Here is an 18299-nt window from a genome sequence, read left to right as displayed (position 1 = left end):
CCCCCACGCAGCGCGAACGCCTCGAGGCGCCGGTCAAGGCCGTCGCCGGCCAGCGCGTGGCCGTCGATACGCCACAGGGCGGCGGGGTGCTGCCCGTCTACGCCGATCGTCCGCTCGACCAGGCCGTACCCGACGTCACACGCGTCTTCATCGTGATTCACGGCACGCTGCGCAATGCCGACGCGTACTACGCATCGGGGCTCAAGGTCGTCGAAAAGGCCGGTGCGGCCGGGAAGGGCACGATGGTCGTCGCGCCGCAGTTCCTGACCCGCGCCGACACGCGCGCGTTTTCGTTGCCCGCGCAGACGCTGGCGTGGACGCAGGAAGGATGGAAGGGCGGCGAAGCGGCCCGTCAGCCGGGGCCGATCAGTTCGTTCACGGCGCTCGACGCATTGCTCGCGCATTTCGCCGACCGCAGCCTGTATCCCGCGTTGTCGACCGTGGTCGTGATCGGCCATTCGGCCGGCGCGCAGTTGCTGCAGCGCTATGCAGTGGCCGGGCACGAAGGCGATGCGCTGGAGCGGGCCGGCATTGCGGTGCGTTATGTGGTGGCGAACCCGTCGAGCTACCTGTATTTCGACGACGAGCGGCCGGATGGGCAGGCGATCGCAGACGGAACCTGCCCGAGCGCGACGGAGTGGAAATACGGGTTGAAGTCGGCGCCGCCTTATGTCGCGTCGCAGGACGTGCGCGATCTCGAAACACGCTATGTCGCGCGTCATGTCGTGTACCTGCTCGGCCAGGCCGACACGAACCCTTACACCCACTTCATCGACCGCTCGTGCGCGGCCATGGCGCAGGGCCCGTACCGGCTCGCGCGCGGGCTCGCGTATTTCGACTACCTGAAGAAGCGGCATCCTGACGATCTCGCGCAGCAGGTCGTCGAAGTGCCGGGCGTCGGGCATGACGGTCTCGGCATGTTCACGTCCGCTTGCGGGCTGGCCGTGCTGTTCGGGCAGGCATTGCCGCCATCGTGTCCGGTCGTTGCCGGTACGGCATCGGACACGCGCTCGGCAGGGCAATGAGTGCGCGTGCGAGGTGCGTGCACGGCGGAAATCGATCGATCAGAAAAATGCAGGAATCGGCAAGATAAATTCATTTCCCTGCGAAGCACTCCCGGTTCAGGATGACGGCGTTGCCAGGAGCGCCCCCATGAACATCACGATCCTCGACGATTATTTCGACACGCTGCGCACGCTGCCGTGCTTTCGCAAGCTGGACGGGCACGCGGTCACGATCTGGAACGATCACGTGCAGGACGTCGACGCGCTGGCCGAGCGCCTGCGCGACACGGAAGTGCTGGTGCTGATCCGCGAGCGCACGCAGATTCGCGCACCGCTCGTCGCGCGGCTGCCGAAGCTGCGGCTGATCAGCCAGCGCAGCGTCTATCCGCATATCGACATCGACGCGTGCACCGCGCACGGCGTGATCGTGTCGTCGAACCAGCATGCGGGCACGCCTTCCTATGCGGCCGCCGAGCTTACGTGGGGCCTCGTGCTTGCCGCGATGCGCCGGATTCCGCAGCAGATGCGCGCGCTGCAGGCCGGCGATTGGCAGATCGGCGTCGGGCGGACGCTGCGCGGGCGCACGCTGGGGATCTACGGCTATGGCCGGATCGGTGCGGAGGTCGCCCGGTATGGCGCCGCGTTCGGAATGAATGTAGTGATCTGGGCGCGCGAAGCGTCGCTGCAGCGTGCGCGCGACGACGGGTGGAACACGGCGCCGGACAAGCCCACCTTCTTCGAAACCTGCGACGTGCTTTCGCTGCACATGCGGCTCGTGCCGGCCACGCGCGGCATCGTGACGGCCGAGGATCTGGGCCGGATGAAGCCGGGCGCGCTGCTGGTGAACACGAGCCGGGCAGGCCTCGTCGTACCGGGCGCGCTCGAAGCGGCGTTGCAGGCCGGCCGGCCCGGGATGGCGGCGGTGGACGTCTACGAGACGGAGCCGTTGCGCGACCCGCGGCATCCGCTGCTGCGGTTGCCCAATGTCGTGTGTACGCCGCATATCGGTTACGTGACCGAGGACGAATACGAGACGCAGTTTTCGGATGTGTTCGACCAGATCGTGGCCTATGCGGCCGGGCAGCCGATCCACGTGGTCAACCCGGATGTGCTCGAGCGCGAAACGGCGTCGATCGAGCCGCTGATCCTCGACCTGCTCGAATGGATCGGGCCTGCCGGGCGGCCCTATGACGAGGTGATCGATGCGTGGCGCACGTCGTGCCCGCGCTTGCCGGTGTGGGAGGAAGCCTGCGCGCGCGGCTACGTGGTGCGGCGACCCGCGCGTGACGGCGTGGCGATGGTCGAGGTGAATGCGGCCGGCCGTGCCCGGCTCCAGGCCGATCGCGCGTGATCGTGCCGGTGCTGTCGGCGCACGGTTGCGGGGCCGCGTGTCATGCCGGGTTTTCCGAAATGGGCGGCGCGCTGGCGTCGAATACCGTCAGGCCTTCGGTCGGGTCCGTCGGCGTGTCCCACGGACGTGCCGCGATGGCCCGTTGCGCGGCCTCGTAGCCGGCCTGCCGGCGGGCGGCGATGCCGTCCGGCGTGAAATCGATGTCCTTCAGCTGATTGTCGCCGGCGAGCCGCGGCGCCGCGAGCTTGACCAGGTGCATCGTGGTTTCGCAGCCCCACGCGGCGAGCCGGCGCACGGCCGGCGACGCGCGCTCGGCTTCCGGTACGTGCCGGGCCAGTTCGCGGATCACGTGGCGCAGCCGGTGGATCTGCTGCTGGCGCGCGATGTGGCTGTCGGTGCGGCTCGCATACTGGATGTCCTTCTGCCGCTCCGACACCTGCCAGATGCTCTCGGGCTCGGGGCCGGCCGGGTTCCACATCTGGACGGAGAAGATGATCGAGCTGCGGCGCGGGTTGTCGTCGAGCACGACCTCGACCGGCGTGTTCGAATACACGCCGCCATCCCAGTACGGTTCGCCGTCGATCCGTATCGCCGGGAACGCGGGCGGCAGCGCGCCCGAACTCATGATGTGCTCGATCCCGAGCCGCGTGTCGCGCGAATCGAAATAGCGCATCGTGCCCGTGCACGCATTGACCGCGCTGACGGTCAGGCGCGGATGGCCCGCGTTCAGCAGGTCGGGATCGATCAGCGACATGAGCGTGTCGCGCAGCGGCGCGATCCGGTAATACGACGCGCGATCGACGCCGAGGCGGACCATCGGCCCGAGCCACGATGCCGGATTGGGCTGGAAGAATCCCGCGATGCCGCCGCCGATGATCATCAGCTCGGCCAGCGTCCGGTCCCAGCCGGGCAGCAGCGGCGCGGTGTCGAATCGGGTCCGTTCGGTCACACGGCGCCAGAATGCCGACAGTTTCTCGTAGCGCAACGCCGGCGGGTTGCCGGCGATCAGCGCCGCGTTGATCGCGCCGATCGACGTGCCGACCACCCAGTCGGGCCGGATACCGGCTTCGTCCATCGCCTGAAAGACGCCGAGCTGGAACGCGCCCAGTGCGCCGCCGCCCTGGAGCACGAGCACCACTTGCCCGGGGAGATCCATGCGTGCCGGCTGGCTCGCGGTCATGGCTGGCCTCGCTGCGTGTGACGGTGGGTCGGATCCGAACGGATCGATTCAGTTTAGGCGATCGGCGGCGGAGGGCGACCCGCAGTGCAACGGGCGGCTGAATGTGCTTCGTCAGTCGCTTCCGACCCTCAAGTGCGTTCGGGGTAGGGCGCTTGCATGCGGCGAATCGTGCCGTTTTGGGCCGCGCATCCACCGGCATGAACAGCCGGCGTCACGCGTCCGGGTACGGCGTGCCGTCCTTGTGCAGAAACCGGCCGTCGCGGCTCGGGCTCATCATGTCGATGTCCGGGCAGGTGATCACGTCGTCCGGCGAGCGCGAGCCGACCTCGAGATACACGGCGACCGCATCCGACCGGTTGACCAGGTGATGGCCGTTGCCCGAGTCTTTCGGGAACGCCGCGCAGTCGCCGGCGTGCAGCACGGTTTCGCCGCCGTCCTCGATCAGCACGAGTTCGCCTTCGAGCACGTAGACGAATTCATCTTCGTCGGAGTGCCAATGGCGTTGGCTTGACCAGCCGCCCGGCGGCACGCGCATCAGGTTGACGCCGACATCGCGCAGCCCGCCTGCGTCGCCGACGCGCTGGCGGATGCGCTGCGCGCACGGTGCGTCGAACGGTTGCGGATAGCCGCTGCCGCGGCGTTCGGGTACGGCGCTGAGGTCGATCCTGGGCATGAGCGGCTCCGTCGGCCACGCGGGCGAATGGGATGGGGGCATTGTAGGCGGCCCGCCGTCCGCCATTCGTCCGCGCGTGTCGTGATGCGCCGCGTCATTCGACCGTGATGGTCTCCTTCATGTACGGGTGAATCCCGCAGAACACCTTGTAAACGCCCGGCTTGTCGAAGCGGAACGAGTACGTATCGTTCTGGTCGAGTGCGCTCGAGTGAAAGATGCCGGCATCGTTGACGACCGTGTGCGGCTCTCCGTCGAGGTTCTTCCACGTGATCGTCGTGCCGGCCTTGATCGTGGTCGACATCGGCGAAAACATGAAGTTGTGGATCGTCACGAGCGTGGCGTCCGGGCCTTGCGCGAACGCGGCGAGCGGGGCGGTGGCGCACAGGATCAGCGCCGCGATGAGGCTGGATTGCTTGAAGCGGGTCATGTCGGTCTCCCTTGGGTTCGGTGCGTCAGGCCAGCGTCGCATCGCGCAGCGACGACGCGACCGGATGGCCGGCGAATTCGACAGTCGTCACGCCGAGCATCGACGGCAGCCGGTCGCGCGGTACGGTGAGCGGCACGGGGCCCGGGCCGTTGCCCGCCGTCGGCTGCGGGAACGCGGTGGAGCGCGCGGTGTGGAACGTCACGTTGTCCTCGACCTTCGACACGATCTGATGGATGTGCCCGTTCAGCACGGTGACCGAGCCGAAGCGGCGCAGCAGCGCCATCGTCTGCGGCGCGTCGCCGGTGCCCCAGCCCCACGGCTCGTAGATGGTCCACATCGGCATGTGCGAGAACACGACGATCGGCGTGCTCGACGAGCGGCCCTTGAGATCCTGCGCGAGCCACGCGAGCTGGTCGTCGCCGAAGCTGCCGAGCCCGTTCGGCTTGAAGTGCATCACGTTGACGAGGCCGATGAAGTGCACGCCCGCGTGATCGAAGCTGTAATAGCCGCGGTTGTCCGACGCCTTGCCGAACCGGCCGAAATATTCGGCGCCCGAACCGTCGGTGACGTCGTGCTCGCCGGGCACCGTATGCAGTTCCGGCACGCGCAGCGCGGAGAGCAACTGCGACGCGTGATCGAACTCCTCGGGCTTGGACAGGTGCGTGATGTCGCCGGTATGGATGGCCAGCGCGGGCATCGCCGGCATGCCGTTGACGAGGTCGATCGTCTGCTTCAGCGTGGCCGACACGTCGGGGTTCGCCTCCTTGTTGAAGCCGATGTGCGTGTCGCTGACCTGCACGAACAGCGGGCGGCCCGCGTTGGCCGGGAGCGCGTCGCCGGTCTGCGCGAGCGCGAGGTCGAACGGCGTCAGGATGCCGCCCGACAGCGTGAACAGCGTGCCGAGGCCGCCGAAGGCCATGCACTGCAGGGCCTTGCGGCGCGACGGGTTGGTGGGGGTCGATGAAGACATGTGAGCCTCGCATTCGTGTGACGAAACCGGACGGCCGGATCGTCCTGGAATAAACCGGCGCCTTCGCGTGCCATACCGGCGCAGCGGCGGATTTATTCCCGTGCGTTACAAGGTCGAACACCCGTGTTTGCGGCTTGCGCGGCGGTGCAGGTTTTTTGAAGGATGACCTGTCAATGTCTTGTAAGTGACACGTCACATTTGCGTCACGACCGACCGATAGCCTGCCACTCCGAGTCACCTCTCCGGAGCCCCTTCATGCCGAATCTCGCGGCAACGGAAACCAGCGGTGCGGTCAGCAACCGCACGCGTACCATCAGCCTCGCGCTGTTTTTTCTGATCATTGCCTGCGGCATCGTCTACGTCGGCATCCATCTCAGCGCCGACCTCAGTCCCGTCAAGGAAAGCTCGGTCCTCCCGTTCCTGCTGCTGATCGTCGCGCTGCTGATCGCACTCGGCTTCGAGTTCGTCAACGGCTTCCACGACACCGCGAACGCGGTCGCGACCGTCATCTACACGCATTCGCTCGACCCGCATCTGGCCGTCGTCTGGTCGGGCCTCTGGAACCTGTTCGGCGTGCTCGTGTCGAGCGGCGCCGTCGCGTTCGGCATCCTGCAGTTGCTGCCGGTCGAGCTGATCCTGCAGGTGGGCAGCGGCTCGGGCTTCGCGATGGTGTTCTCGCTGCTGATCGCGGCCGTCACGTGGAACCTCGCGACCTGGTATTTCGGGCTGCCGTCGTCGAGCTCGCACACGCTCGTCGGCTCGATCATCGGCGTCGGCCTGATGAACCAGATCGTCAGCGGCCCGTCGGCCACGAGCGGCGTCGACTGGAACCAGGCGCTCGGCGTCGGCAAGGCGCTGCTGTTCTCGCCGCTGATCGGCTTCGTGCTGTCCGCGCTCGTGCTGCTGCTGTTGAAGGCGCTCGTGCGCGTGCCGGCGCTGTACCAGGAGCCGAAGGGCAACAAGCCGCCGCCGTTCTGGATCCGCCTGCTGCTGATCCTCACCTGCACGGGCGTGTCGTTCGCACACGGGTCGAACGACGGGCAGAAGGGCATGGGGCTGATCATGCTGATCCTGATCGGCGTGATGCCGACCGCGTACGCGCTGAACAAGGCCGTGACGCCGGACCAGACGAGCACGTTCGTCGCGGTGGCGCGCCACGCGTCGACGACGCTCGTCAAGTATGCGGACCCGGCCGCGCAGTCGGCCGATCCGCGCGCCGACGTCGAGGCGTACGTGCGCACGCACAAGCTGACGCCCGCGACGGTCCCGGCACTGGGCAAGCTCACCGACACGATCGCCGACCAGGTCGCACAGGCCGGCGGCATCTCGAGCGTGCCGCAGAACCTCGTCGACAACGTGCGCAACAACATGTACGTCGCGTCCGAGGCGATCCGGCTGATGGAGAAGGCGAAGGCGCCGGCGTTCTCGGTCGAGGACGCGAGCGCGCTCGAAGCGTTCAAGAAGCAGATGGACCGCGCGACGAAATTCATCCCGACCTGGGTGAAGGTCGCGGTCGCGATCGCGCTCGGCCTCGGTACGATGGTCGGCTGGAAGCGGATCGTCGTGACGGTCGGCGAGAAGATCGGCAAGTCGCATCTCACCTACGGGCAGGGCGCATCGGCCGAGGCCGTCGCGATGCTGACGATCGGGATGGCCGACGCATACGGGCTGCCGGTATCGACGACGCACGTGCTGGCGTCTGGCGTGGCCGGCACGATGACGGCGAGCGGCTCGGGCCTGCGCTGGGATACGGTGCGCAACCTCGTGCTTGCGTGGGTGCTCACGCTGCCCGCATCGATCGCGCTGTCGGCCGGCCTGTACTGGGTGCTGCACGGACTGTTCTGACCCGCGCCGGGGGGCGCGACGTCCGGCCGCGCGATGCGCGGCCGGTCCCATCGATTTTCAATTCAACACAAGACGCTACCGATGGATATCAGTTTCGATCCGAACCGCACCGCGAACGCTTCGGCGTGGCGCGTGCTGCCCAACCGCTGGGATGCCGTCGCTTTTCCGCTGATCATCTGCCTGCTCGCGATGGCGATCGTCGGCTTCCACCAGACGATGGCGCCGATCGGTGTGCTGCAGACGCAGAAGATCTCGCTCGATCCGTCGAACCTGCCCGAATACGCGTTGCGCACCACGCTGCGGATGCTTGCCGCGATGGTTGCGTCGCTCGTGTTCACGCTCGTCTACGGCACGCTCGCCGCGAAAAGCCGCCGCGCCGGCATGGTGCTGATTCCGATCCTCGACATCCTGCAGTCGGTGCCGGTGCTCGGCTACATCTCGTTTACCGTCACGTTCTTCCTCGCGCTGTTTCCGGGCCGCGTGCTCGGTGCGGAGCTCGCGGCGATCTTCGCGATCTTCACGAGCCAGGCGTGGAACATGACGTTCAGCTTCTACCAGTCGCTGCGCACGGTGCCGCGCGACCTGAGCGAAGTGTCGCGCGGCTTTCACCTGACGCCGTGGCAACGCTTCTGGAAGCTCGAGGTGCCGTTCTCGATGCCGGGCCTGATCTGGAACATGATGATGTCGATGTCGGGCGGCTGGTTCTTCGTCGTCGCGTCGGAAGCGATCACCGTCGGCAACCAGACCATCACGCTGCCGGGCATCGGGGCGTATCTCGCGCAGGCGATCTCCGACAAGAACCTCGCCGCGGTCGGCTGGGTGATCGTCGCGATGTCGGTCGTGATCCTCGCCTATGACCAGTTCCTGTTCCGTCCGCTCGTCGCGTGGGCCGACAAGTTCCGGATGGAAAACACCGCGTCGGGCGATGCGCCGCAGTCCTGGCTGCTCGACATGATGCGTCGCACGCACCTGATCCATCAACTGCTCGTGCCGGCCGGCTGGCTGCTGTCGCAGGCCGCGCGGATTCCGCTGCGCTTTCCGTCGATGAAGGGCGTGCGTGCGCGCGGCGCGTCGTCGCGCAGGTCGTCGCGCATCGGCGACATCGTGTGGGGTACGTTCGTGATCCTGCTGACGGTGTACGTCGTGTGGCGCGTCGTCACGTTCGTCGCGACCGGTGTGACGATGGGCGAAGTCGGGCACGTGCTCGTGCTCGGGCTCATCACGCTGCTGCGCGTGCTGGTGCTGATCGCGATCGCATCGGTGATCTGGGTGCCGCTCGGCGTGCTGATCGGGCTGCGCCCGGCGCTGGCCGAGAAGATCCAGCCGCTCGCGCAGTTCCTCGCCGCGTTCCCGGCGAACCTGCTGTTCCCGGTGTTCGTGATCGTGATCGTTCACTTCCACCTGAATGCGGACATCTGGCTGTCGCCGCTGATCGTGCTCGGCACGCAGTGGTACATCCTGTTCAACGTGATCGCCGGTGCGATGTCCTATCCGAACGACTACAAGGAAGCGACGAAGAATTTCCGTATCCGCGGCTGGCAGTGGTGGCGGCAGGCGATCCTGCCCGGCATCTTCCCGTACTACGTGACCGGTGCGATCACCGCATCGGGCGGCGCGTGGAACGCGAGCATCGTGTCCGAGTTCGTGCAGTGGGGCGACACGAAGGTCGTTGCTCACGGCCTCGGCGCGTACATCGCGCAGACCACCGCCGCCGGCGATTTCCCGAAGATCATCCTGGGCATCGCCGTGATGTCCCTGTTCGTTACCCTGTTCAACCGTCTGCTGTGGCGTCCGATGTACGCCTATGCGGAATCCCGGCTCCGTCTCGATTGAGAGTAAGCGCGATGCAAAATTCGAACGTTATCAACGCCCCCGTCAAGACGAACCAGCCGCTGCAGCCGCCGCGCCTCGGCGATGAAATCCTGCGCGTGGAGCACGTGAACCGCGGCTTCAACAAGTCGCAGGGCGAACTGCTCGTGCTCGACGATGCGAACCTGTCGCTGCGCGAAGGCGAGATCGTCGGGCTGCTCGGCCGTTCCGGCTCGGGCAAGTCGACGCTGCTGCGCATCATCGCCGGCCTGATCGAGCCGACCGGCGGCGAAGTGACCTATCTCGGCAAGCCGCTGGACGGCCCGGCCGAAGGTGTCGCGATGGTGTTCCAGACCTTCGCGCTGTTCCCGTGGCTCACCGTGCTGCAGAACGTGGAAGCCGGCCTTGAAGCGCTCGGCGTCGGCGCACGTGAGCGGCGCGAACGTGCGCTCGCCGCGATCGACCTGATCGGTCTCGACGGCTTCGAAAACGCGTACCCGCGCGAGCTGTCGGGCGGCATGCGCCAGCGCGTGGGCTTTGCGCGCGCGCTCGTCGTCGATCCGACGATCCTGCTGATGGACGAGCCGTTCTCCGCACTCGACGTGCTGACGGCCGAAACGCTGCGTACCGACCTGCTCGACCTGTGGACGCAAGGCCGCATGCCGATCAAGTCGGTGCTGATCGTCACGCACAACATCGAGGAAGCCGTGTTCATGTGCGACCGGATCCTCGTGCTGTCGTCGAACCCGGGCCGCGTGATCGCCGAGATCAAGGTGCCGTTCAAGCATCCGCGCAATCGTCTCGACACCGATTTCCGCAAGCTCGTCGACGACATCTACGCGAAGATGACCGCGCGCCAGACCAACGAGGCGACGAAGAAGGGGCTGGAGCTCGGCAGCTGGATGCCGCGCGTGTCGACCAACCTGATGGCCGGCCTGATCGAGACGCTCGCGATGGCGCCGTACCACGGCCGCGCGGACATGCCGGAAATCGCGCGCACGCTGCACCTCGAGGTCGACGAACTGTTCCCGATCGCCGAAGTGCTGCAGTACCTCGGCTTCGCGGACGTGCGCGAAGGGGACGTGTTCCTGACGCCGCCCGCGCGCGTGTTCGCGGAATTCGGCACGCAGGAGCGCAAGCTGATGTTCGCGGACCACCTGCTGAAGCACGTGCCGCTCGCCGCGCGGATTCGGAAGGTGTTGAACGAGCGCCCGGGCCATCGCGCGCCGCGCGTGCGCTTCGAGCAGGAGCTGGAGGATTTCCTGTCCGACGAAGCGGCCGAGGAAACGCTCGACGCGGTGATCGACTGGGGGCGTTACGGGGAAGTGTTCTCGTATAACGACAAGACCGAGGTGTTCAGTCTCGAGGATGTCGAGAGCTGAAGCCTGCGCCCGAATGGCGAGCTATCGTCATTCGGGCAAATCCCGCTGACTGATATCCGGCTCGCTCCCCCCGGAGTTGAGATGCTCGATCTTCTCCATCCGCTGCCGCGCCAGTTCCGGCAGCTGGTTCGTCACGCCGATCACGAGCGCTTCGGCGAGCGCGAGCGCCGGCACGTTGGTTTGTAGCATCGCGAACGGCTGCCCCCGGATGCGCAGCACGATCTCCGCGAACTCGCCGATAGGCGAGTGCCATTCGTCCGTGATCAGCAACACGCGCGCACCGAGCCGATGCGCGGCCTGCGCAAACCGGATGCTGTCCCGCTGATAACGGCGAAAATCGAAGATGACGAGCACGTCGCCGGGCCCCATGTCCGCCAGCGCGACCGACGCGAGGTTCACATTCGGTTCGACATACTGAACATGTGGTCTTGCGTACGCGAGGGTGAACGAAAACAGCGACGCGAGCGGCGCCGTGTAACGCCCGCCGCCGCAAAAGACACGCACATCCGGATTGGCCAGCAACGCCACCGCGGCGTCGAACGCCGCCGCATCGAGCCCTTCGATCGTGGTGGCCAGCGACTCGGACAGCCGCTGGAAAATCGCCGCATGGCTGTCGCGCATCCCCGCGGACGAGTGGAACGCATCCATCCGTGCGAGCGGCGAATTCATCGCCGTGTCGATCTCGCCGTACAGCGCCTGCTGGAACGACGAGTAATTCGGAAAGCCGATCCGGACGACGAAGCGAAACACGGTCGGATCGCTCACTTCAGCCTGTTTGGCAAAGCTCGCAATCGGCCCGAGCCCGAGGCTCGGGTAGCGATCCAGCAATGCCTGCGCGACCTTCTGTTCCGACGGCGTGAAGCTATCCATCTGGGATAACAGCAACGCCCTGATGCTCGTCCCCATCGGGCACTCCAGCTCTCTGATCTGAATGACAAACGGCAGACGGATGTCTGCCGGCGACTCCACGCATGTTAGCCGATCGACGCTCGACAGGCCGCCGGCGGCTCTAAATTAGAGGGACGCATCACGCGATCGCCCGGCGCCTCATTTTATGTAATAAAACAAACATACATCGAAATGTGGCCTTGGTCACAGTGGCATTAAATTCAGTGATAACCCTAGGTTTTAGCGAAAAAAAGCGAGTGCTATGATCGCGGCCTCGCCGGGATGTATTGTTTATTACATGCCGGATTGGCGGCGCCGACACGCGACGATGCGACGGCGCATCCCGGCCTGGCCCGGTTTATTTGTCTGGAGGATCCCGTCATGAGGCGGCTCGTAGTACTCACCCTGTTGTCGGCCATGAGCGTGTGCGCGTTCGCCGCGTCGGACCCCGCGGTCGAAGCGAAGAACGGCATGGTCGTTTCGTCGCAGCATTTCGCGTCGCAGATCGGCGTCGACATCCTGAAGGAAGGCGGCAACGCGGTGGACGCGGCGGTGGCGGTCGGCTACGCGCAAGCGGTGACCAATCCGTGCTGCGGCAACATCGGCGGCGGCGGCTTCATGACCGTGCATTTGGCTGACGGCCGCGACCGCTTCATCAATTTCCGCGAAACCGCACCGGCTGCGGCTTCCGCGAACATGTATCTCGACGCGAAGGGCAACGTCATTCCCGACGACAGCCTGTACGGCTATCGCGCGGTCGGCGTGCCGGGCACGGTTGCCGGCCTCGATCTCGCGCAGCGCAAGTACGGCAAGCTGACGCGCAAGCAGGTGATGGAGCCGGCGATCCGGCTCGCGCGCGACGGCTTCGTGCTGACGCGTGGTGATACGGACATCCTCGACACGACGATCGACCGCTTCAAGAAAGACCCGGATGCGGCCCGCATCTTCCTGCGGCCGGACGGCTCGCCGCTGCAGCCGGGCGATCGCCTGGTGCAGAAGGACCTGGCCCGCACGCTCGAGCGCATCGCGGAGCAGGGGCCCGACGCGTTCTATCACGGCGAGATCCCGAAGATCGTCGAGGCCGCGGCCAGGAAGGGCGGCGGCCTGATCACGGCGGCCGACTTCGCGTCGTACCGTACGCAGGACATCGCGCCGCTGACGTGCACGTATCGCGGCTACGAGTTCGTGTCGGCTCCGCCGCCGAGCTCGGGTGGCGTGACGATGTGCGAGACGCTGAACATCCTCGAAGGGTATGACATGCGCAAGCTTGGCTACCATTCGGCCGCGGCGGTGCACTACATGACCGAAGCGATGCGTCACGCATACGAAGACCGCAACACGCTGCTCGGCGACCCGAACTTCATCGACAACCCGGTCGCGAAGCTGACGAGCAAGGAATACGCCGCGCAGATCCGCAAGAGCATCCATTCGGATACGGCCACGCCGTCGGTCGACGTGCAGCCGGGCATCGGCGTGCACGAGAAGCCGGAGACGACGCATTACTCGATCATCGACCATGACGGCAACGCGGTGTCGACGACCTACACGGTCAACGGCCGCTTCGGCGCCGTGGTCATCGCGCCGGGCACGGGCTTCTTCCTGAACGACGAGATGGACGACTTCACCGTGAAGGTCGGCGCGCAGAACCTGTTCGGCCTCGTGCAGGGCACGCGCAACTCGATCGCGCCGGGCAAGCGTCCGCTGTCGTCGATGGCGCCGACCATCGTGAAGAAGGACGGCACGGTGTTCATGGTGGTCGGCTCGCCGGGCGGCTCGCGCATCATCACGATCACGCTGCAGACGGTGCTGAACGTGATCGACTACGGGATGACGCCGCAGGACGCGGTCACCGCGCCGCGCATCCACCACCAGTGGCTGCCCGACGAGGTCTACTACGAAACCTACGGCCTGTCGCCCGACACGCTCGCGATCCTGCGCAACATGGGCTACAAGATGGTCGAGCAGACGCCGTGGGGCGCCGCCGAGCTGATCATGGTCGGCCTGCCGGGCACCGAAGCGGCGAGCCGCCAGAGTTCGGGGAACGATTCGTCCGTATCCGGCAACGTGCGGGTCGGCTTCATCTACGGCTACAACGACCCGCGCCGTCCGGCCGGCTCGGCGATCGGTTACTGATCTGGCCTGATCGCATCATGCTGAATCGCTGCCGCCGGCGTTTGCCCTCACGCGAATGCCGTTGCGGTGGCAGCACGTCAGTTCGCGGATAGTCGCGAGCCTGACCGGCGCCGGCGCCCGTGCCCGACACACCGGGCACGACCGGCTCGCCACGCGCGCGCCCTGGTACGGCACGGGATGCGCGCCTTTCATCCGTCAACCTCTTCCCGTGCGTCGAGTTCCGATATGAACAAACGAATGTCCGCGGCAGGCTGGATCCTGCTCGCGATGGCGGCCGGCATCCTGATCGGCTACATGATCTATACGCAGCTGCCGGACAAGCAGTCCGCGGCTGAGATCGCCGGCTACATCTCGCTGGTGTCCGACGTGTTCCTGCGGCTGATCAAGATGGTGATCGGCCCGCTGGTGTTCTCGACGCTGGTCGTCGGCATCGCGCACATGGGCGACGCGTCGTCGGTGGGCCGCGTGTTCGTGAAGGCGCTCGGCTGGTTCGTCACCGCGTCGCTGATCTCGCTGCTGCTCGGCCTGCTGATGGCGAACCTGCTGCGTCCGGGCGAGAACCTCGGCTTGCCGCTGCCGGATATCGGCGCGTCCGCGCATCTCGCGACGTCCAAGTTCACGCTGAAGGATTTTGTCGGCCACATGGTGCCGAAGTCGATCGCCGAGGCGATGGCGAACAACGAGATCCTGCAGATCGTCGTGTTCTCGATGTTCTTCGGTGTGGCGCTCGCGTCGCTCGGCGAACGCGGCAAGATCCTCGTCGCGGCGATCGACCAGCTCGCGCACGTGATGCTCAAGATCACCGGCTACGTGATGAAGCTCGCGCCGCTCGCGGTGCTGGCCGCGATGGCGTCGACCGTCGCGATCAACGGCCTGTCGATCCTGCTGAAGTTCGCGGTGTTCATGGGCGACTTCTACCTGAGCCTGTTCCTGCTGTGGGGCACGCTCGTCGCTGCCGGGCTGCTGTTCCTCGGCCGCCGCGTGTTCAAGCTGCTGGTGCTGATCAAGGAAGCGTTCATGCTGTCGTTCGCGACCGCGAGCTCGGAAGCCGCGTATCCGAAGATCCTCGATGCGCTCGACCGTTTCGGCGTGCGCCGCAAGATCTCGAGCTTCGTGATGCCGATGGGGTATTCGTTCAACCTCGACGGCTCGATGATGTACTGCACGTTCGCGTCGCTGTTCATCGCACAGGCATACGGCATTCACCTGTCGCTCGGCACGCAGGTCACGATGCTGCTGATCCTGATGCTGACGTCGAAAGGCATGGCCGGCGTGCCGCGCGCGTCGCTCGTCGTGATTGCTGCCACGCTGCACCAGTTCAACATCCCGGAAGCCGGGCTGCTGCTGATTCTGGGCGTCGATACGTTCCTCGACATGGGCCGTTCGGCCACGAACGCGGTGGGCAACTCGATCGCCAGCGCAGTGGTCGCGAAATGGGAAGGCGAGCTGATGCCGGAAGCGGAAGCCGAAGCGAATGCGGCGCGGCTGGATGCGGAAGCCGAAGCACGCATGAACGAGGCGGTTCGCGATACGGATCGCGTCACCACCGCCTGAAGCGGAATCCCGGGTCGAATCCCGGGCTGTCAGGCCGCCTCGGCGGGGCGGGCCGCGTCGATGCACGCGGCCAGCACCATCGCGGCGGCGTTGCCCGGCGTCGAGCCGAGCAATTGCGGTGCGAAGACACTGTCGCCGATCTTGATCGGCTGCCCCGACAGCGCGCACACGCCACGCTTGCGCGTGGTGAACAGCCGCCACTTCTGATAACCGTAGTGCCCGGTGCACGCGTCGCACCATGAAATCATCACGGTGTCGGCCGTGGGCCGCTCGAGCACGCTGATGGACGGCTTGCTCGTCGCGTCCCACGACGGCAGCCGGTCGCGCGTGACGCTGCGCCGCCGCGGCGCGCCCCACGAGACGGACGGCATGTCGAAGCTGCTGATCGCGGCAACGGTCATGAGCCAGGGCGCTAAACGGTTGTTCATGTCAGTTTTCCTCGAAACGTTACGCGACACCGCCACGCGCGGTATCACGACAGGCGGATGCGCGGCTGCACGCAGCCGTTGATCCGTTCGGCGATCCACAGCAGGGTCGCCTTGGAGAAGCCGTGCAGCGCCTGCTGGTGCCGCCGGTAGAGCATCAGGTGGCTGAACTGCGCGAAACGCCCCTGGATGAAGCCGCCGCGAAAGAACCCGAACTGCCCGAGCGTGCCGAACGCGTCGTAGTCGCTGATCGACACGAGCGCGCCGAAATCATGGAACGCGAATGGCGGAATCGGCTTGCCGTCGAGCCACGCGGGCAGGTGCTTCGCGAGATGCTCGGCCTGCTGCGTCGCGACTTGCGCGGTGGGCGGCAGCGACCGCTCGTGGCCGTCGGGCAACAGGCTCGCGCAATCGCCGATCGCGAACACGTGCTCGTCGCCCGTTGCCTGCAGCGTCGGCCCGACGACGATCTGGTTCGCGCGATTCGTGTCGAGCCCGTCGAGTGCCTGCATGAAATCGGGCGCCTTCACGCCGGCCGCCCAGACCATCAAGTCCGCCTCGGCGAACGAGCCGTCGCCATAGTGGAAGCCGTTTGCATCGGCGGACGTGACGCGCGTCGACGTCAGCACGTGAAAGCCGATCTGTTCGAGCCGCCGCTGCGCGGACGCGGAAATCCGCGGCGGAAACGCGGCGAGGATGCGTGGGCCGCTTTCGAGCAGCGTGAGCTGCAGCCGTTCGCGCACGGTCGCGTCGCCATATGCCTGGGCCACTTCCAGCAAGCGGCTCAGTTCCGCCGCGAGTTCCACGCCGGTCGCGCCCGCGCCGACGATCGCGACGCGGAACGGCTCGTCGCGCGCGATGCTGCGAAAGACGCGCACCCGCAACGCTTCGTTGAAGGTCTCGGCCTGCTTCTGGCTGTCGATGAAATAGCAGTGCTCGCGCACGCCCGGCACGCCGAAATCGTTGGCCTGGCTACCAAGCGCGAGGATCAGCACGTCGTATTCGAGTTCGCGTGCCTCGAGCACCAGTTCGCCGTCCTGCGAGCGGATCTCGCCGAGCTGCACGCGACGGCGTGCGCGATCGAGCCCCGTCAGCTCGCCGGGCTGGTACGAGTAGCCGTGGTCACGGGCATGGGCGAGGAAGATCACCTGCTGCTGCTGCACGTCGCGCGTGCCGGCTGCGATCGTGTGCAGCATCGGCTTCCAGATGTGGGTCGGGCTGCGGTCGACGATGGTGACCCGCGCGCGCCCGGACCGGCCGAGCCGCTCGCCCAGGCGGGTGGCGAGCTGCAGTCCGGCGATGCCGCCGCCGACGATAACGATGCGTGTAGGGGTTGTCATGGATAAATCATCAAGTGATGAATAAGGTATGATCCTAGCGCTTCCCGGCTTCGCGTGTCAACGGAGCGGGGCAGGTCACCCGGTTTTCGGCGCCGCTAAAACGGGGCTGGAACAGGGATATTCGAATCATTCAAGGAGAGCAGGAAGACGTGGCTGAAGTCACTGAGCGCGCGCCGGCCAAGCGGCGTATGCGAGGGCGGCCGCTGGCCGGGGCGTCCGTGGGGCCGGACGTGATATTGCGGGCCGCGCGTCGCACGTTCGCGAAGCGTGGCTACGATGCAACGAGCGTGCGCGAAGTCGCGCGCGAGCTGGGGGTCGATGCGGCGCTGATCGCGCACCATTTCGGTACGAAGGAAACGTTGTGGCTGGCGGTCGTCGAGCAGATCGCCGAGCTGGCCGAGCCGATGTTCGACGCGCTGCGCGCGTTGCGCACGTCGCCGCTGTCGCCTCGCGACCGCGTGCTGCGCGCGATCGAGCGGTGTGTCGAGCACGAGTTCGACGAGCCCGACATGGGCATGTTCTTCTCGACGGCGGCGACCGAAGTGGGCGGGCGGCTCGACCGGCTGCAGGAGCGGATCGTGCGCCCGTATTACGACGTGCTGGTTCCGCTGTTGTCGGACGGCGTCGAGGCCGGCGTGATCCGTCCGGTCGATCCGACCGTGCTGTTCTTCATGTTTGCGAGTGCGATCGGCACGACGGTGTCGTACAGCCACATGATGCTGGAGTACACGTCGCTGCCCACGCAGCAGGACGCGTTCCGGAAGGCCGTGGTCGACGTCGCGTTCAACATCGTCGGCGGCTGAGCACGGCGCGCGTGACCCGCGCGGTCACGTCGCCAGCACCAGCCCCAGTTCGCGCACCGCGCTTCGTGCGGTCTCGCGCAGCGCATCGATGAGCGGCGAGGGCGTCCGGTACGCGATCGCCAGCTCGTACGCGAGCGGGCTGCCCGCATCCTTCAGTTCGCAGAACGTAATGCCTTGCGGCTGCATCGGCACGAACAGGCGCGGCATCAGCGCGACGCCGATGCCGCCCGCGACGAGCCCGGCCGTCGTCTGCATCTGGCGCGGCTGCTGGACGACGCGCGGCGCGAAGCCGGCCTGTGCGCAGGCCGTCGCGATCAGCGCATGCATGCCGGGCCCGTGGTGCGCGGCGAACATGACCCACGGTTCGTCCGCCAGTTCGGCGAGCGCGATGCGCTGGCGGCGGGCGAGCCGGTGACCGTCGGGCAGTGCGGCGACCATCCGGTCGCGCAGCAGCGGCTCGACGCGCACGTCGCCCGCATCGGCCACCGGCAACACGACGAGGCCGACGTCCGTGA

At 66.6% G+C, this 18299-nt stretch carries 15 protein-coding genes and 1 pseudogene; 8 read left to right on the top strand and 8 right to left on the bottom strand.

Annotation, left to right across the window (positions count from 1 at the left end; translation table 11 throughout):
* On the top strand, positions 1-1025 hold a 1025-nt coding region (locus G3N93_RS16545; protein ID WP_206133497.1), incomplete at its 5' end, for an alpha/beta fold hydrolase.
* 127 nt (positions 1026-1152) lie between these two features.
* Positions 1153-2118, top strand: a pseudogene (locus G3N93_RS16540) (D-2-hydroxyacid dehydrogenase family protein); the annotation flags it as partial.
* 277 nt (positions 2119-2395) lie between these two features.
* Here G3N93_RS16540 and G3N93_RS16535 read toward each other — a convergent pair.
* The 4 genes from G3N93_RS16535 to G3N93_RS16520 all read right to left on the bottom strand — a co-directional run bounded on the left by G3N93_RS16535 (position 2396) and on the right by G3N93_RS16520 (position 5605).
* Positions 2396-3535 carry a patatin-like phospholipase family protein gene (locus G3N93_RS16535; protein WP_206133495.1) on the bottom strand — a complete coding sequence of 380 codons (1140 nt, stop codon included), beginning with the start codon at positions 3533-3535 and terminating at the stop codon, positions 2396-2398.
* 211 nt (positions 3536-3746) lie between these two features.
* A complete protein-coding gene (locus G3N93_RS16530) occupies positions 3747-4208 on the bottom strand; it encodes a cupin domain-containing protein (RefSeq protein ID WP_206133494.1) in 462 nt (153 codons plus the stop codon).
* 94 nt (positions 4209-4302) lie between these two features.
* Positions 4303-4635, bottom strand: a complete 333-nt coding sequence (locus tag G3N93_RS16525) for a cupredoxin domain-containing protein (RefSeq protein ID WP_206133493.1) — start codon at positions 4633-4635, stop codon at positions 4303-4305.
* Positions 4636-4660: 25 nt separating this feature from the next.
* Entirely contained in the window at positions 4661-5605 is a 945-nt protein-coding gene (locus G3N93_RS16520; RefSeq protein WP_206133492.1) for a metallophosphoesterase, read from the bottom strand.
* 255 nt (positions 5606-5860) lie between these two features.
* On the opposite strand from G3N93_RS16520, the gene G3N93_RS16515 reads away from it, so the two are divergent.
* The 3 genes from G3N93_RS16515 (at position 5861) to G3N93_RS16505 (ending at position 10641) form a co-directional block, all read left to right on the top strand.
* A complete protein-coding gene (locus tag G3N93_RS16515; protein ID WP_174945817.1) occupies positions 5861-7450 on the top strand; it encodes an inorganic phosphate transporter in 1590 nt (529 codons plus the stop codon).
* An 81-nt stretch (positions 7451-7531) separates the two neighbouring features.
* Positions 7532-9283 (top strand): ABC transporter permease subunit, encoded by a 1752-nt coding sequence (locus tag G3N93_RS16510; protein WP_174937205.1) that lies wholly within the window; start codon positions 7532-7534, stop codon positions 9281-9283.
* Between the two features lie 11 nt (positions 9284-9294).
* Positions 9295-10641, top strand: a complete 1347-nt coding sequence (locus G3N93_RS16505) for an AAA-associated domain-containing protein (RefSeq protein WP_174945815.1) — start codon at positions 9295-9297, stop codon at positions 10639-10641.
* Positions 10642-10668: 27 nt separating this feature from the next.
* On the opposite strand, the gene G3N93_RS16500 is transcribed toward G3N93_RS16505, so the two are convergent.
* Positions 10669-11547 carry a MurR/RpiR family transcriptional regulator gene (locus G3N93_RS16500; RefSeq protein WP_206133491.1) on the bottom strand — a complete coding sequence of 293 codons (879 nt, stop codon included), beginning with the start codon at positions 11545-11547 and terminating at the stop codon, positions 10669-10671.
* A gap of 363 nt (positions 11548-11910) precedes the next feature.
* Between G3N93_RS16500 and ggt the strand changes: the two genes are divergently transcribed.
* On the top strand, positions 11911-13662 hold the full coding sequence (gene ggt / locus G3N93_RS16495) for a gamma-glutamyltransferase (protein ID WP_206133490.1): 1752 nt from the start codon (positions 11911-11913) through the stop codon (positions 13660-13662).
* Between the two features lie 225 nt (positions 13663-13887).
* A complete protein-coding gene (locus tag G3N93_RS16490; RefSeq protein ID WP_174937211.1) occupies positions 13888-15216 on the top strand; it encodes a dicarboxylate/amino acid:cation symporter in 1329 nt (442 codons plus the stop codon).
* A 29-nt stretch (positions 15217-15245) separates the two neighbouring features.
* Here the strand turns inward: G3N93_RS16490 and G3N93_RS16485 are convergent, their stop codons facing one another.
* Entirely contained in the window at positions 15246-15644 is a 399-nt protein-coding gene (locus tag G3N93_RS16485) for a DUF3331 domain-containing protein (RefSeq protein ID WP_206121642.1), read from the bottom strand.
* 44 nt (positions 15645-15688) lie between these two features.
* A complete protein-coding gene (locus G3N93_RS16480; protein WP_206133489.1) occupies positions 15689-16981 on the bottom strand; it encodes an NAD(P)/FAD-dependent oxidoreductase in 1293 nt (430 codons plus the stop codon).
* Between the two features lie 149 nt (positions 16982-17130).
* On the opposite strand from G3N93_RS16480, the gene G3N93_RS16475 reads away from it, so the two are divergent.
* Positions 17131-17784, top strand: a complete 654-nt coding sequence (locus G3N93_RS16475) for a TetR/AcrR family transcriptional regulator (RefSeq protein WP_174937217.1) — start codon at positions 17131-17133, stop codon at positions 17782-17784.
* A 24-nt stretch (positions 17785-17808) separates the two neighbouring features.
* On the opposite strand, the gene G3N93_RS16470 is transcribed toward G3N93_RS16475, so the two are convergent.
* Positions 17809-18299: LysR family substrate-binding domain-containing protein (locus G3N93_RS16470; protein ID WP_206133488.1), on the bottom strand; the 491-nt coding region annotated here is incomplete at its 5' end.

It is taken from the genome of Burkholderia sp. Se-20378, from assembly GCF_017104665.1.
GTDB lineage: Bacteria > Pseudomonadota > Gammaproteobacteria > Burkholderiales > Burkholderiaceae > Burkholderia > Burkholderia lata.
The sequence above is the reverse complement of the archived record's forward strand: the minus strand, read 5'-3'. Positions and strand labels throughout refer to the sequence as shown.